Raw genomic sequence first — 16,659 nt, 5'->3', positions numbered from 1 at the left:
CAAAAGTTGTCAATATCTTAATAATTGGCTTTTTTTGAGGTATTTGCCTTGAAAGTTATTATAACCATCTCAATTAAAGAGGCTAACTGTTTCAGTTACTCTAATAAACTATAAGTCATTGACTGATAATATGGCTGTTTAGCGCATTGATTGGCTTTTTTAGGTTTATTACAACCGAATTTAATCTTTATAATCTATTTAGGATAATTTATGACTACTATTGCAAAAGATACCTCTGTCAAATTTAACTACACTCTAAAAGACGATGAAGGGAATGTTCTTGACCAGTCACCAGAAGGTCAACCTTTAGCTTACTTGCATGGCCATAGCAACATTATTCCAGGTCTTGAGAAACAGCTAGAAGGCAAGTCTGCTGGCGAAAGCGTTAATGCCGTTGTTGAGCCTGTAGATGGCTACGGCGAATACCAAGAGCAAGCCGTACAAAAGGTACCTCGTGATAACTTCCAAGGTGTTGAAGACATTCAGCCTGGTATGCAGTTTCAGTCTGAAGCGGGCGGTCAAGTCATGCTAGTGACAGTCACTGATGTTAATGACGAAGAAGTTACTGTAGATGCTAACCACCCATTAGCAGGTAAGCGTTTGACTTTTGATGTAGAAATCCAAGAAGTACGTGCTGCTACCGAAGACGAATTGAACCATGGCCATGTCCATGGTGCTGGTGGTGTTGAGCACTAATTCTTTATCATTATCGATAAAGTATCTAGATGACATTTTGATAGTGGTATAAAGATTAATATGTCGTCTAAAGCATAAAAGCCAGTAGTGTGCATAGTCATGCTACTGGCTTTTTTGTGTCTGAGTCAATTGATGACTTTTAAAGTTACGATTAGTAGTTGTGATCAATAATTAGGATAAATTTTAGTAATTTCTTGCTCTCTAAACGTAATAAAACCGCATAACGACGAGCGCTATACGGTTCTTATCACAGTCTTACATCAGCTAATAGCACCTTCGACATCCTTGCCTATGTCACTATTAATACTGTTTTGCATCTAATCCCGAGATACAAAATCATGATTAAGCTATTAACTTTATCACTTACAACCAGCTATCCATCCCTAGATCAATTTATTAGCTGCTTGTAAATATCAATCCTAAATACCAATCCCTAGTATTTAAAATAGTATTCAAAACAGTATAGATAAATATTATCACTAAATTGTGCTGCGAGGTAATGATCGCAAATTTTATAGATCAACGTAAGACGCTATAGCGTCGTTACTTGTAAGCATATACTTACAAGCCACGACGCTGTTAGACTGAAACTACTATTACAGCTTTTCTTCAGGGCTAATGGAAACTATTGGATCAGCACTTAGCATCAAATAAGCAGCTTCTGTTATATAGGTCTCGTTTTCAGGCAGCTGGGGACGCTCACTTTCTTTCATTTGACTACGCTCTTCAAACTTAGAGTCCATTGCGGCTTGATAAGTACTCCAATTAGCATAAGGACGCTCACCTGTCGCTTTAAGTCGCTTGTTTTCAGCCGCTAGCGTACGATCTTCGATAAGCTGCATTTTGGCACGGCGCTTATTGATATCTAGATCTACTGGCTTCTTCTCGTCGTCCATATCTCGTATATCATTCAGCGTCGATAAATAGACGAATTGTGGGTCTTGTTGCTGACGGATCTTCGACTGCTGATTCAGCGTCGCTAGAGTACTGGCGCTAAACTTTCCTTCAGGTTTGAAAGGGGCGGTCTTAATAGTATCCCAAGGCAGTGCTTTTTTCTGCGCACGCTCACCAAAAGTGGCGTCATCGTAGATATTTACCAGCTCAACATCAGGTACTACACCTTTGTTTTGGGTACTACCACCAGTGACTCGATAGAATTTGCGCTGAGTTAGCGTCGCTGAACCCAAAGCTAAACTATCTAATTGAATCTGCGCAGATCCTTTGCCCGTCGTAGTGCTACCGACGACTAGTCCACGACCATAATCCTGAATCGCCGCTGCAAATATCTCACTAGCAGAGGCCGAAGCTAGATTGGTTAAGACGACCATCTTGCCATCATACAACTGCTTGCCACCGTCATCATCACGATAGACCTGAATATTACCGCGGTTGTCACGGATCTGTACTAGAGGTCCTTGCTTTATAAACAGCCCTAACATTTTTGCGACTTCATCTAATGAGCCACCTGGATCATTACGCAGATCAACCACTAAGCCGTCTATATTTTGTTTATTAAGCGCTTTGATCGCATTTTCAGTATCTATACTGACGCTGCGATAGTCTTCACCATTACGGCGCGCACGATAGTTTAAATAAAAGCTAGGTATCTCAAGTACGCCAATACGTTTAGGCGTGGCGTCAATATTAGGACGCTGCACCTCGATCACTCGCTGCGTCACGCCCGACTCTTCTTGCTGAATCACATCACGGACGATAGAGACGGTACGGGCACCCGCTTCAGGGGTATTAGGCTGACGCACCTTAAGCACTACCGTAGTACCACGTTTGCCACGGATCAGCGCCACAATCTCACGCGTTGACCACCCTACTACATCGGTCATAGTCTTGCCGTCTTGGGCCACACCGACGATTAGATCATTAGGCTTAATCTGACCGCCTTTAGCAGCAGGGCCGCCATCAACTAAGGTGACAATGCGTGTATAGTCAGGGTTTTTACGATCAGGACGGATAGAGACCCCAATACCCTCTAACTGTAAACTCGACTGAATCTGCAACTCATTGGCTTGGATAGGCGCGTAATAATTACTGTGCGGATCATAGGTCAGCATTGCAGTATTTAGTACTGTTTCCATAATCTCATCGTCTTTAAGACGCTTCATCTGACCCTGTTGACGCGAGAAACGATTGAGTAAAATCTCACTTGGTGTACGCTGATCATCGCGTATCAAGTCTTGTCCACGCGTGATATCTGGATTGTCTAAGAATATTTTTTCTTTACTTTTCTCATCCTCTTGACCCAAAGTAATGCTCATCAGCTGAAACTTTAGCTGGCGCGCCCAATAATCGCGTTGCTCTTTTTTAGTCTTAAAATGCGCTAATTTTTCACGATCTAACACTATGGTCTCTTTGCTGGTCAGATCTATTTTAGTTTTAAGCATTTTGGTAGCCATCTCAAAATACTCATTTGAGCGTTTACGATAGCGCTCAAACACATCAACGCCTGCTGATAAGTCACCGCGCTTGAGACGATTGCCAAAATCACCGCCGTACTTTTGGGTAAACTCATCAACATCAGATTGCAGAAATAGCGTATGGTTAGGATCTAAGCTATCGATATACATAGCTAGTATCTCATTACCCATTTTAGTATCTAAGGGCTGATTGAGATAATGACTGCGATCCAGCAAGGCGGCAACCTGACGAGTGGTAATCTTTTGCTCAGGTGTTGGCACAAAACCTTCAGTGTTAGTCTCTGCTAATGCAGTACCATAGCTTTGCGTCAATATTAGACCTGCGATACCAACAGATGCAGCGCTAAGTAACCATTGTGCGGGTTGTTTCTTCATTATATCTACCTAGTTATTTCAAATGAGGTATTGAGTTGAAAATAAATGGATCTATTTTTATAAAACTTTATAAAACAAAAACATATTCTAATATTTCGATGAGATAAGCATACACTAATCACAACCGTTTATTTATGATTACTATAGGGTTATTTATGATTACCTTAAGGTCTCTTTTATTGATTATACAAAACCTTTAGACTATTAAATTAGACCGCTAAATTAAAAAGCTGTGTACGATAATCAAGCATTTAATTTGGAGAAACTTTATTCAATATGGCTCAGTTAAAGGTGATGTTAGCATGTGTTTTAATTTGAAATTGTCTCAAAATGTATAATCAATCTTACACGCAATCCCTTTATACACCAAACTTTTTGTTATTATTTTAAACCCTTATAAACCAAATGAAATGGTGCTTAGCACTTTAAGGACAAAGCCATGTACGGCATATTAATGATAGATATCGATAGCACAGGTTTGACAGCTGAAGATGTTAGTCTTATCAAACAAGCTCAGGTCGGTGGCGTTATTTTGTTTGCACGTAATATCGACAATGCTAAGCAAGTACGTTATCTTTGTGATGATATACGTTACCATAATCCCGATATCTTGATAGGCATTGATCAAGAAGGTGGTCGGGTTGCTCGCCTACGTGAGGGGTTTAGTAAACTACCTGCTATGGGACAGTTGGGTAAACTCTTCGATCAACAGCCGAGTGATGCGCTAAGCTTGGCATATGACTGTGGCTACTTAATGGCGGCTGAAGTACTAGCCGTAGGCATCGATATCAGTTTTGCACCTGTGCTTGATCGCGATGGTATCAGTCAAGTGATCGGTGATCGCAGCTTTCATCAAGATCCGCAAGTTATAATAGCTTTGGCCACACAGTTGATGCGCGGCATAAAGGATGCAGGCATGGCAACGACAGGTAAGCATTTCCCAGGTCATGGCGCTATTGCCCCTGATTCGCATGTGGCAGAGGCTATCGATGAGCGTAGCCTACATGACATTATGGCGACTGATATTCAGCCCTTTGTGCAGACACTACCTTGGCTTGATGCCGTTATGCCAGCTCATGTTATTTTCTCACAAGTCGATGATAAGTCTGCTGGATTCTCTAAAATTTGGCTACAAGATATTTTGCGTGATCAGCTAAAGTTTGATGGGGTGATTTTCTCTGATGACCTATCTATGCAAGGCGCTCAGGCAGCTGGCGATATTAGCGCTCGTGTACAAGCGGCTATTGAAGCAGGCTGTGATATTGCATTGGTCTGTAATGATAGAGTTTCTGCTCACGAAGCTGCTGAGGCCGCCCAAGAGCTACCCTATCCCAATCAAAGACGTATCAAAACCATGTGTGGGAGAATACCTGTATGGCAAGGTAGTCTTGACGATACTTGCTTGCAGTTTGAGCATTGGCATCAAGCAAAGCTTGCAGTCACTGAAGCTTTTTTTAGTAAAAGTAGCGGTAAAAACGAATCAGCCGATTCAAAGCTTTTAGATAATAACGATGAGCAACGTGACCCCACTTGTTATTGATAAATACTAGGGCGTATTATACAAAAAGACCGCATCTATAACAGATGCGGTCTTTTTAAATTGAAAATACTTTTAGATATTTATCTAAATATAGATTACTGAGGATCTAATACAGTACCTTGCGTAGGATCATCACCATCTGGTAACACATCATCATTGTTATCATCTAGCGGGTTTAGATCAGGATCTGGCATATTGACATCCATCCCTGTGTTACCAGTCGTAGTAGTTCCCATATCACTGCTATTACCAGCTGTTACAGCAGCTCCATTACCATCTACAGATTCATCATATACAGTAAAGCCAATACGACGGTTACGGAAACGACCTTGCTCGGTTGAGTTATCCGCAATTGGATTGGACTCACCAGCACCTTTGGTAACTAGCTTGCTAGCATCGACGCCTTGTGATACCAAGTACTCTTTAACTGCTTGGGCACGTTGACGTGATAAGTCTAGATTGTAAGCATCTGATGCTAAGCTATCGGTATTACCTGTAATAGTCAATTGCACATCAGGCGTTTCAGTAATTAGCTTGGCAGCACGATCAAGGAACGGCTTATTGATATCTGGAATCATAGCTGCATCCAGCTCAAAATTGATAACTTGTATGCTAAGCGCTCGTGCTACATCACGGGGATCTGGATTTTCACCAAGACGACCAATAGCAACATCTGCAGCGGCTAAACTATTATCGATCTCACCCTGTAGATCTAGTGGACCTTCTGCACTTACCATCATGTTTGGCGCAGCTGCTTGCAAATCAGCAACCAATTGCTCAAGCGCTGCTGCATCTGGTGAGTTAACAATAATCTCATTACCTTTGACAATCATGCTAGCGTTTGGTGAGCTTTGGATAATGGGTAAAATATCCGCTAGTACTGCTGCTGCAGGCATATCTGCTGCAAAGCTATCATCAACATCGGCAACACATTTATCTGCTTCAGCGCCAAACGTCGTGCTCATAGCGCCCATAACTGTATTTTGTAGCGCTTCGTCGCCAACATTCATATTACAAGCGTACAAAGTATTGCCTTCACCCGTAGCGACACGTAATGATGCCAATTCGATATCACTAGCAACTGCTGCGACAGGCTCTTCGCTCACTTGCTCTTCAGTTACGATAGGCGTCGCGACAGGCTCTGGATTATCTTGGCAGCCACGCAGTAATGCCCAAGCTAATGCACCTAAGATAATTAGACCTATAATCGGCAATAGTGCCTTCATAAAGCTGCCAGACTTTTCTTCTTCGTGTACCAATGGTGCCATGCTAGTGGTATCTGAGATACGCTCACCAGCAGGCGCTGCCATTAGCATACCAGCGGGAACGACACCTGCAGCCCAAGCGGGAATATGATGTTGATAGCTGGATAGATTGTCATTTAAGAACTGTGGTACAGGTGTAGTACCTGCCAAGCTTTTGATTTCATGATAGGCCAATGGAGCCGCCATAGCGATAAGGCCACGAGCCGCTGTAGGATCTACGTTATGACCACTTGAGAGCTCGTTAGAGATTTGATCTCGATGGCTACCATCTGTCCAAACACGATCATAAAATCCTTGATCGTCACGGGCAATATTCTCATTAGCAAAACGACCATAAGTCTCTTTGTCCGCTAAACGTGCAGTAAACACTGCGTAAAACTGCTCAAGTAAGCTTTTTTTGGCAGGGTCGTTATCACTGCCTAGTACCGCTGGTGTCACCGTACGGGTTAAATGACCAATAATATCCATAATATGTTTCCTCCAATTATAATTATCTTTCTAGAAATCTAAAACGATGTGCTACTTACTGCAAATAAATAAGAAGCTTAGCAAGTGTTTATCTTATTCTTTATTCAAAGTAAAATTATTCAAAATACAATAATGCAAAGATTCAACACTTTATTTAACTTTTCTATTATAAATTCAATACTTCGAATATCACAATCAACTCGCTGTTGTGTAATTGCTACGATAAGTAATGTTTCAGTTGTTGCACGTAACTGTAGCGCTTATATTAAGCTAATGGATAACACAATGTAGACATAAGCTAATTATTCCAATGGTAAAAATAACGATTTCTATTATTTTTGACCTATAATTTTTGGCAGATAATCTTTGTTCTATAGTTAGTTATTAAGATTTAAATTGTTATCGACAGGTCGTGCATTACGTAATGGCTCTGCTACGATTGAAGTATTGGCAAGATTATCAACCTCTGATTCTGATATAGGTCCTGATTGCTGACTTCGTTCACTAAAAGCGTTGTTTCTGATATTGGCATTGCTATTATTATTGCTATTAGCATAGTTAGGATTATTGACGTTGTTAGTATTGTTGAAATTGTCATTATTACTTGATGGCGCGGGCATTACCCTGTCATTGGTATCATCATCTGAGGATTGATAATTTGAATTGGGATCATTAGTATTGAATCCAGCGCCGTTATCAAAATTGCCATTAGAATTATTTAGATTATTAGCGCCGTTAGGGTTGTTAACATCATTTGTCAATGGTGTAGGATCGGTAGTAGTGATAGAAGTCGTTGGCAATAGACTACGCATATTGATTGCCAGTTGCTGCAATAGATTACTATCAGGTGCTTCCAGACGAATGCTGCTATCTAGTAGCTCTAGACGGGCAAAAGGAGTGGCGCGTACTAAGGTTAGAATCTCTGGTAAGCTATTGATATTTATATTTGCCAAATCTGTGGCAATGTCCTGCTCTATGATGAATTCACAGATACTCGCCTGCTCGCCAAAGCTAGTAGTTAAAGCTTGGCGCAAACTATTTTGCAAATTGACATCGCCAATAGTTGCTGTACAAGTATATAAGCTGCCACTATTATCGACGGTTATGATCAGTTGAGCGGGCTTTAGTACAGCTGCGATAGGCGCTTTATCCTCAATCACTATTGGCTCTATTATCACTGATTCGGCAGGCTGCATAAGCTTAGGCTGGATGACTAAAGACCATAACAAAGCTAAAGCCGCTAAAGCGATAATCAATAACAAGATAGGGATAAGCCAGTTATTAGGCGGTTTATTAGCGTGAGTGCTAGACAGGTTTTTAGAACTGGCATAGGCCGGAGAGCTATCAGCTGACGCATTGGTTGGTATAGCTTTATCATGGCTCTCATTACTGATACCGTCATCTTTATCAATCGTTATGACTGGCATAGCCATAGTATTTTCTGTATCTGTGTCTGTATCTGTGTCGTTGAGGATGCTTACGTCATCGAGAGCCTTTATATCGTTGATGCCATTTATGTCATTGAGACCATCGACCACTAGGGTTTCTTCTACAATAGCGACGACTGGCTCGTTGTTCTCTTGCGGATCGAGAGTTAAGGGGTTATTTCTGCCTAACTGTTTATCGTTATTTAACTTTTTATCATTATCTAATAAGGCTATTTGCTCAATTGGTGTGATAGGATTTGCTATAATCTCTGATGCCCATACAGGTAAATAGTGACGTATATCTGCTTGTTTGGACTGCAAAAACGCGGGTAAAAACTGGTCGTTGGCAAGCTCTTTGAGCTGTCCAAAACCTAAGTGGGCAGCATTCGTAATTAAGTGCTCAGTTTCAAGCTCGTCAAGATGATGGGTTTGCGCCAGCTCGCTGATGATAAGCTCACGCTCACTAGGCTCAGTCCAAAACTGCTCAAACATATTATTATGCGTGGCAATCGATGCCTGATTGCGTTGCAATTGATTATAGACATCTGCTATCGCTAGACGACTGACTAAGATCGCATAGAACTGCTCAAGTAAGCTGATAGAGGCAACGCTTGGATCGTCCCCTACGATAGCAGGCGTAATCAAGGATTCTAGCTGGTCGATAATGGTCATAAATCTTGCCTTTTGCGATAACATTTTGAGAATGAAAATTATCAATATTTGATGAGTACGTAGGATATATTTGAGTATATAATTTATACTGCTGCCACTATCAAAATATCTTACAGTAAATAGTTAGGTTTGATAACTTATTGACTATAATTTGTATGGGTATGTAAGTTATATAGAGCTATAACGATGATTTAGCGTTAGACTTAGCGCTATCAAATTTGCTTATTGTTCTAAAATTCTATGCCAGCTACTGGGCTTTTGACAACTATAGGTTTTTGACAATATTACTGATTAGGCTTGGCCTAAGGATTACCCTTTGTTTGACCATACTACTCTTATCATTATTATTACGGTTATTGTGAGCTTGTTGGCTTGGCAAAACAAGACACTGTTTAACCGTTTGATTTTTTATCCACCTGCAGTCAGTAAAGGTCAATGGGATCGTTTTGTTACCCATGGCTTTATTCATGCCGACAGTATGCACTTACTGTTTAATATGTTTACGTTATATTTCTTCGGTCGCGCTATCGAAGGATTATACAAGCCATTTTTAGCGGGTTATGGTTTTGTGGTTTTTTATGTACTGGCTATTATCGTAGCGATGATACCTAGCTATATTAAGCATAAAAACAGTGCCAGCTATCTCAGTCTTGGAGCTTCAGGCGGCGTATCAGCAGTATTATTCGCGTTTATTTTGATTGCGCCATGGGATATGATTTATCTGTTTGCCGTGATTCCTATCCCTGCCATTTTATTTGCCGTGGCTTATGTGGCTTACAGCATCTACGCCGACAGGCGCGGCGGTTCTAATATTAACCACATGGCACATTTATGGGGCGGCGCGTTTGGGGTTGTTGCTACTATCGCGCTGCAACCACAGATTCTGCCTTATTTCATCAATGCGCTACTCTCACCCAGCTTTTAAATTGCGCTTAGCTTTAGACTTCAAATTATGATTATAGATGTTATCGGTGATATCCATGGCTATGCAGATAAGCTCACAGGCTTGCTGATCCAATTGGGTTATGTGCACAATGGTGATTTTTATGAGCCGCCTGCTAATCATCGGGCGTTATTTATTGGCGATCTTATTGACCGCGGCTCGCAGCAGCTAGCAGCACTTGAGATCGTATTTGCTATGCTTGATGCTAATGTAGCTGATGCGGTGATGGGCAATCATGAGTACAACGCGCTGGCTTTTGCTACCCTTGATCCTAATTCTAACTTTAGTTCTGACCATCCTAAGCAATATTTACGCAAACACAATCAGACTCATACCACGCAACACGAAGCTTTTTTGGCTGAAATACCTTTTGGCTCAGCGCTGCATAAGCATTGGCTGGCGCGTTTGTATGAGATTCCGTTATGGCTTGAGAATGACTATGCTTGCTTTGTACACGCCTGCTGGGATGTCGATAGTATGGCGATACTTCAGCCGATGTTGACGGCTGATAACTGCTTGACCGAGCAAGCATTAATTTTGACCTCACAAAAGCACAGCGAGCCGTTTGAGGCGCTAGAGCGAGTATTAAAAGGCGTCGAGACACCACTACCAGCAGGACTATCGATGATCGATAAAGAAGGCACAAAACGCACGCGCGTTCGAGTGCGCTGGTGGCTTGATGATCTTAATAAACAAACCATCCATCAAATTGCGCGCGCTCCTAATTCGGGACTGGCGCAAATCCCTAAAGATGCTCTAAGTGAGAATATTGATTTTGTATTAAGAACTTATAAGCCCGTATTTGTCGGTCACTACTGGATGACAGGCGAGCCTGCACCGCTGAGCGCGCAAGTTATCTGTACTGACTATTCGGCTGCCGTCGATAGTGGTTATTTGACTTGCTATCAGCTAGATACAGATCAGCCGCTACCTTTAACCGCTGACAACTTTGTCCAATATATTCATGATTAATTTTGTATGGCTAAAATAGTCAAAAATCGAACTGATTGTTAAAACTTGTCTTTACGCTACTAGCTAAATTTTTGTATGATGACCCTTTTGAGGATATTGCGTTATGAGCACTACTACATCACTTGGCCCTATTGAATCTCCTACTGGCGCAGCAAAAGTAGGCATTATCATGGGCTCACAGTCTGATTGGGCAACAATGAGCGCGGCCGCCCAGCTGTTAGCAGATTTTGATATTGCCTTTGAATGTGAAGTGGTGTCAGCGCATCGCACCCCTGATAGACTATTCGATTATGCCAAAGGCGCCAAAGATAATGGCCTACAAGTTATCATCGCAGGTGCAGGTGGCGCCGCGCATCTTCCAGGAATGTGCGCCAGTCAAACGCCATTACCTGTGCTTGGTGTACCCGTAAAGTCCTCTATGCTGAGCGGTTGGGATAGCTTACTCTCGATCGTACAGATGCCAAAAGGCGTCGCGGTTGGTACTCTAGCGATCGGTAGCGCTGGCGCTTATAATGCCGCGCTGCTTGCTATTCAGATACTAGCACTGCACGACAACTTGATTGCGACCAAGCTGCATAATCTACGTAAAGACCAAACCGAGACTATTTTGGCCAGTCCAACACCTGGTATCATCAATAACTAATATTTACCTTAAAAAGCACAATTGAAAGGTGCCAATCGTGCACCTTTTGTTATTTTATCAAACTGATTTATACTAGGTTTTCACACTATTCCTGTTTTGCTAATTTCAGTATTCCAAACTCATTACTATTTTAAAGGCCTGATATGACTATAGCCAATGCTTATCCTACTACTCAAACGATTCACACTATCGGTATTTTAGGAGGTGGTCAGCTAGGAATGATGTTAGCCGAGGCGGCAATGCCTTTGGGCTATAAATGTGTGTTCTTAGAAGACAGTGCGGACTGCCCTGCCAGCCTATATGGTCGGGTTTATACCAGCGAGCAGTTAGAGGCGTTTATCGCTGCCGCTGATGTATTTACTTTAGAGTTTGAGAATACGCCAACAGCGACGGTTGAGCGCTTAACCAAGTTATCCAAAGATAAGCATAAGCAAGGCATGTTTCCATCACTGATTGCCCTGGACGTTGCCCAAGACCGCCTAAAAGAAAAGCAGTTATTTAATGAGCTAGATATCGCCACAGTGCCTTTTGTGAGCGTAAGTTCGCTTGTAGATTTGCAACAAGCCAGTCAGACTTTGGGTCTGCCTATAGTGCTAAAAACCAGCCGTGGCGGTTACGATGGTAAGGGTCAATATGTCATCAAAGAGACCAGCGATATAAAGCTGGCTTGGCAAGCATTAGAAGACGCGGTCAGTGGTAAAGGTAGCCTGACATCGACACCTGCGCCACTAATTGCCGAGGGCTTTATTAATTTTAGCCGCGAGGTGTCTATCATAGCGGCACGCGCCCAAGACGGTAGCGTACGCTGCTATGATCTAGTCGAAAACTACCATCATCAGGGGGTCCTAGCCAAGACGCAAGCGCCTGCCGTCGGTACTAGCCATCTGTTTATCAAAGCCCAAAAAACCATGACGATCTTGATGAATCATCTCGATTACGTTGGGGTTATGGCATTGGAGTTATTCGTTAGTAAAGACGAGCAAGGCTATGACCATCTGCTCGCTAATGAGATCGCTCCGCGCGTACATAACTCGGGTCACTGGAGTATTGAGGGCGCTATTACCAGTCAGTTTGAGAACCATATTCGCGCGGTAGTGGGCTTACCACTTGGCGATACCGACAATATCCATCCATCGATTATGGTTAATGTACTCGGCCGCTACCCTGACATTACAGCGGTAATGGCGATCGATGGGGCGCATTATCACAGCTATCACAAGGCTGAACGCCCTGATCGCAAGATTGCCCATATCACCTTGATGCCAAACGACGTGGCAGACTTAGAACCTGCTTTAGCTAAGCTAGTGACGAGCCTACCGAACAAAGTAGGACTAGATAAAAATACAACCGTATTGATGACTACCGATTCGGCAATGACAGCTGACGTGCAAGATGATATGTCTACCATCCGTATCTCTGAGAACAACACCTCTGATGACGCTAAAGCTACTGAAGAAGTTGCCGCTGAAACCGAAGTGTTAGCAGTTGCAGCCAAAATAGTAGCAGGCACTACCAAAAAGACTAGCGCTAATAAATCGGCAAATAATAAGGCGAAGAAATAATGCAGATTTGGGTGGATGCCGATTCAGTACCATTAATCGCTAAAGAGCTCATTATAAAAACCGCTGAGCGCACCCAAACGACTGCGATCTTCGTTGCCAATCAGCCTATCAAACTGCGTAAATCGCCACTACTAATCATGACCGTAGTGCCGTCGGGTTTTGATAAAGCTGATGACTATATCGCTGATAATATTCAAAGCGGTGATTTGGCTATTACCAGTGATATTCCACTAGCCAACGATATCTTAGATAAAGGCGGTAAAGTGCTGACCTCACGCGGCGTCATTTACGATCACAACAACATCAAGCAAAAGCTTAATATGCGCGACTTTATGGACACCATGCGCGGCACTGGCGTGTTAGAGCTACAAGAGATGAGCGGACAAAAGCCCTATGGCGACCGCGACAAAAAGGCTTTTGCGGATGGTCTGAATAAATTAGTCCGTTAACGCCTTTTAAGCAAATTTAAAATCAAGTTTCACCTTGCAAAGAGTATACAGTCTGCAACCAAACCGCTGCTAATATCCACTTATCATAACTTACTATTGCTAGGTTTTTTGTTATCGTATGCCTAACTTTTAATAACCATTGATAAAAACAATAGGAGAAATTATGAAAATTTTAGTCATAGGCGCAAGTGGTCGTGTTGGTAAAGATCTAGTCAGTAAACTGCTAGCAGATAACCATCAAGTTATCGGTACGACTCGTCAAGAGCAGCAGTTATTCGATGCCGATAACTATAGTCAGCTAGATTTAGATATTACCGCTAGCAAAGATGAGATTCAGCAGCAAATGCCTAATGATATCGATGCCGTGTATTTTGTGGCAGGTTCTGGCGGCAAAAAAGTGCTAGAAGTTGACTTACATGGTACGATCAAAACCATTCAAGCCGCGCAAGATAAAGGTATCAAGCGCTATATTATGCTCAGCACTGTATTTTCACTAGATACGAGCAAATGGGATAGTCCTGCGATTGCTGATCTAAAAGACTACTATATCGGTAAGCATTATGCCGATGCTTGGCTAGTCAACGATAGCACTTTAAACTACACCATTGTGCAAGCAGGTGCGTTAAAAGAGCGCGCGGGTACTGGCAAAATCACGGTCAATAGTGATAAAGCAGGTGAAAATGCGATTGAAGATGTGGCAGCGACACTAAAAGCAGTGTTAGAGGCTAATAGCGCTAGTAAAAAAGTATTCAATATGAAAAACGGCGACACCTCTATCGATGAGGCCATTGCTAATTTAGCGTAGCACTTGGTAACAGTGCATGGTTGCTTTTCTATAGCGTTATTTTACTAAGTCGAATAATATAAAACTTAAAGCGGATAAGCCCCTAAGCTTATCCGCTTTTTAATGACAATTATAAAATAGGCTAAGTGACTAGCTTTTAAGCTCGCCCACTGGAGAAAGCAATGACCTCTTGTAGTGATTTTGTGCCCGTAATCACCATCAGCAGTCTATCGATACCCACCGCAATACCGCTACAAGGCGGTAGATCATCGCAAGCGGCTAGCAAATGCTCATCTATCGGCATGACTGGCAGATCATGCTGCTGACGCAACGCATTATCCTGCTCGAAACGCTCGCGTAGTGCTGACCCATCTGCCAGCTCATCATAAGCATTAGCAATCTCAATACCGTCGATATAGAGCTCAAAACGCTTAGCCACCAAATTGCCGTCTTTATCAATCGCGGTCTTGGCTAAAGCGGCGGTAGCAGGTGGATATTCAGTGATAAGCGTCGGTAAATCAAACCCAAGATTCGGCTCGACGCTATGACTGAACAATAAGTCTAACCAATCTTGGCGGCTATTCTCACTATCTATTTTCTCATTTGATGGTTGCTCATCCAACCTGCCACTAGTATTGAAAACCGGCAAACCTTTATCCTCAGCTACCGCTTGCAATGCGTCAATGCTAGCAGTCAAAGGATGAATACCAACAAAATCCATAAACGCATCAACATAACGATAGTGATTCATAATCACAGGATAGCCGTAGAGCGCCTCTAGCAGTTGAGCCAACTCATCCGCTATATCAGACAACTCATAGTGTGGCTGATACCACTCGAGCATAGTAAATTCAATATTATGCCGCGAGCCTATTTCATTATCACGAAATACAGGGCAAATCTGATACATAGCCACCTGCCAGCTGGCAAGTAAGCGCTTCATCGCAAATTCAGGTGAGGTGTGCAGATAATAGCGACAGGGTTTATCCTGGTAAGTGACATTGGCTGATACCGATTGTAAAAAAGTATCGGTATTGCCTGCTTGCGATAGCAGTGGCGTCTGTACTTCTAACACCTCACGCTGCGCAAAAAACTGCCGAATACTAGCCAGCATTTGCGCACGTTGGCGCGCCATGGCTAAGCTCATCGTTGGCGCGTAAGGGGATTTATCAAAAGTTGGTGAAGTAGAAAGATTAGGATCTTGGCTCATTTTTTATCGCTCAATATGGTGTTGATTAAGACTCAATGGCTTTTTGAGACTCAATGGCTCATCAGGACTGCCACTCGCGGCGTAGATGATAATCACGGCGCAACTGATCAAAGTCAGCTCCAGCGACTTGTCCATCACAAATCTGCGAGCGTAGCGACTTGTCATCCGCCATAATGTCATAAAATTTTGCGAGTCGATCAGGGTGTGCTTTGAGCTCAGACCACAGATACATATTGACAGGTATTAGCTGGTGCATAGACTGTACTGGCTCTACCTCAAACTGCTCGCATAGCGCATCATAAATCATTTGCGTACCGCGCAGTTTACCCTCTAACGTATAGCCTGCAATATGCGGCGTTGCTATCGTTAGCTGAGCTAGTAATGATTCAGCAATTTGTGGCTCATGCTCAAATACATCGAGCACAACTTGACGTTTAGTGCTCTTAATATCTTGCTCTAAGTCATCAGCGGCAATAACAGGCCCGCGCGCACTGTTAATCAACATAGTATCAGGCGACATTAATGCTAAAGCACTAGCGTCAATTAAATGCTGTGTTGGATAGTCAGCACCCTGATCTTTAGTCGTTCCCTTAAAGGTTAAGGGCACGTGTAAGCTGATAGCATTGCTTTGACTTATTACCTGCTCAAAGCTGGCATTATTATAATTCGATGGGGGTAGCAGTGGGTCATAGCCCAATACTTGCCAGCCCAAATCAGTGGCATATTTAGCCAAAGTACTACCGATATTGCCCAGCCCGACAATACCTAAAGTTAAAGGCTGCTGCCAATACTGAGGGCGCAAAGTTAAAATCGCCGTAAGCACATATTGCGCCACTGAGTGCTTGCTACAGCCTGCCGCATTAGCAAAAGTGATATTACGTGCAGCCAGATAAGCTTGATCGACATGGTCAGTGCCAATAGTGGCAGAACCTACAAACTTGACGCTGGTATTATCAGCTAGTAGAGACTCATCTACAGGCGTCACTGAACGAATGAGCAACACATCTGGCTGCAAATCATGTAACAGCTGCGCATCGATATCACGCCCTACAGCCCTGATGATAGTTATCGTTTGTGTTAGATCTTGGGATAACGTGTGAGGATTAAAAAAAGCATCAAGGCTGGCAATATTGCTGTCAGCAATAATAGTAAAGCTAGCTGAGTTTTTAGTAGGCATAATCGTCTCAGAATTATAGTCGTTTCAGAATTACAGTCGTCTTA

Annotated in this window: 13 protein-coding genes; 8 read left to right on the top strand and 5 right to left on the bottom strand. The window is 42.7% G+C overall.

Going from position 1 to position 16,659, the window contains the following annotated elements:
* Nucleotides 1–210: 210 nt before the first annotated feature.
* Nucleotides 211–696 (top strand): peptidylprolyl isomerase, encoded by a 486-nt coding sequence (locus Q9G97_RS01830; RefSeq protein ID WP_305899501.1) that lies wholly within the window; start codon nucleotides 211–213, stop codon nucleotides 694–696.
* A 596-nt stretch (nucleotides 697–1,292) separates the two neighbouring features.
* Here the strand turns inward: Q9G97_RS01830 and Q9G97_RS01825 are convergent.
* Entirely contained in the window at nucleotides 1,293–3,503 is a 2,211-nt protein-coding gene (locus tag Q9G97_RS01825; protein WP_305899500.1) for a carboxy terminal-processing peptidase, read from the bottom strand.
* Nucleotides 3,504–3,942: 439 nt separating this feature from the next.
* Between Q9G97_RS01825 and nagZ the strand changes: the two genes are divergently transcribed.
* Nucleotides 3,943–5,043: a beta-N-acetylhexosaminidase gene (gene nagZ / locus Q9G97_RS01820; protein ID WP_305899499.1), complete on the top strand. Its 1,101-nt coding sequence runs from the start codon at nucleotides 3,943–3,945 to the stop codon at nucleotides 5,041–5,043.
* A gap of 95 nt (nucleotides 5,044–5,138) precedes the next feature.
* On the opposite strand, the gene Q9G97_RS01815 is transcribed toward nagZ, so the two are convergent.
* The gene (locus Q9G97_RS01815) at nucleotides 5,139–6,776 is read right to left on the bottom strand and encodes an OmpA family protein (protein ID WP_305899498.1); all 1,638 of its coding nucleotides are present in this window, start codon (nucleotides 6,774–6,776) and stop codon (nucleotides 5,139–5,141) included.
* Nucleotides 6,777–7,153: 377 nt separating this feature from the next.
* Nucleotides 7,154–8,875: a hypothetical protein gene (locus tag Q9G97_RS01810; protein WP_305899497.1), complete on the bottom strand. Its 1,722-nt coding sequence runs from the start codon at nucleotides 8,873–8,875 to the stop codon at nucleotides 7,154–7,156.
* A 316-nt stretch (nucleotides 8,876–9,191) separates the two neighbouring features.
* Here Q9G97_RS01810 and Q9G97_RS01805 point away from each other — a divergent pair, with 316 nt between their 5' ends.
* The 6 genes from Q9G97_RS01805 (at nucleotide 9,192) to Q9G97_RS01780 (ending at nucleotide 14,249) form a co-directional block, all read left to right on the top strand.
* Complete coding sequence (locus tag Q9G97_RS01805) at nucleotides 9,192–9,800, top strand: rhomboid family intramembrane serine protease (protein ID WP_305899496.1); 609 nt, start codon at nucleotides 9,192–9,194, stop codon at nucleotides 9,798–9,800.
* A gap of 27 nt (nucleotides 9,801–9,827) precedes the next feature.
* Nucleotides 9,828–10,790: a metallophosphoesterase gene (locus Q9G97_RS01800; RefSeq protein WP_305899495.1), complete on the top strand. Its 963-nt coding sequence runs from the start codon at nucleotides 9,828–9,830 to the stop codon at nucleotides 10,788–10,790.
* Between the two features lie 103 nt (nucleotides 10,791–10,893).
* The gene (gene purE, locus Q9G97_RS01795) at nucleotides 10,894–11,433 is read left to right on the top strand and encodes a 5-(carboxyamino)imidazole ribonucleotide mutase (RefSeq protein WP_305899494.1); all 540 of its coding nucleotides are present in this window, start codon (nucleotides 10,894–10,896) and stop codon (nucleotides 11,431–11,433) included.
* Nucleotides 11,434–11,576: 143 nt separating this feature from the next.
* Nucleotides 11,577–12,995 carry a 5-(carboxyamino)imidazole ribonucleotide synthase gene (locus Q9G97_RS01790; protein ID WP_305899493.1) on the top strand — a complete coding sequence of 473 codons (1,419 nt, stop codon included), beginning with the start codon at nucleotides 11,577–11,579 and terminating at the stop codon, nucleotides 12,993–12,995.
* Complete coding sequence (locus Q9G97_RS01785) at nucleotides 12,995–13,444, top strand: DUF188 domain-containing protein (protein WP_201571385.1); 450 nt, start codon at nucleotides 12,995–12,997, stop codon at nucleotides 13,442–13,444. Before Q9G97_RS01790 ends, Q9G97_RS01785 begins: the two co-directional genes overlap by 1 nt.
* Before the next feature lie 163 nt (nucleotides 13,445–13,607).
* Nucleotides 13,608–14,249, top strand: a complete 642-nt coding sequence (locus tag Q9G97_RS01780; protein WP_305899492.1) for an NAD(P)H-binding protein — start codon at nucleotides 13,608–13,610, stop codon at nucleotides 14,247–14,249.
* 136 nt (nucleotides 14,250–14,385) lie between these two features.
* Here Q9G97_RS01780 and epmA read toward each other — a convergent pair whose 3' ends face one another.
* Nucleotides 14,386–15,438, bottom strand: a complete 1,053-nt coding sequence (gene epmA / locus Q9G97_RS01775; protein WP_305899491.1) for an EF-P lysine aminoacylase EpmA — start codon at nucleotides 15,436–15,438, stop codon at nucleotides 14,386–14,388.
* Nucleotides 15,439–15,499: 61 nt separating this feature from the next.
* Nucleotides 15,500–16,615, bottom strand: a complete 1,116-nt coding sequence (locus Q9G97_RS01770; RefSeq protein WP_305899490.1) for a 4-phosphoerythronate dehydrogenase — start codon at nucleotides 16,613–16,615, stop codon at nucleotides 15,500–15,502.
* Between the last annotated feature and the right edge of the window lie 44 nt (nucleotides 16,616–16,659).

It is taken from the genome of Psychrobacter sp. M13, from assembly GCF_030718935.1.
Classification (GTDB): Bacteria; Pseudomonadota; Gammaproteobacteria; order Pseudomonadales; family Moraxellaceae; genus Psychrobacter; species Psychrobacter immobilis_G.
Note: the sequence above shows the minus strand (reverse complement) of the source record. Positions and strands in the feature narration are given on the sequence as shown.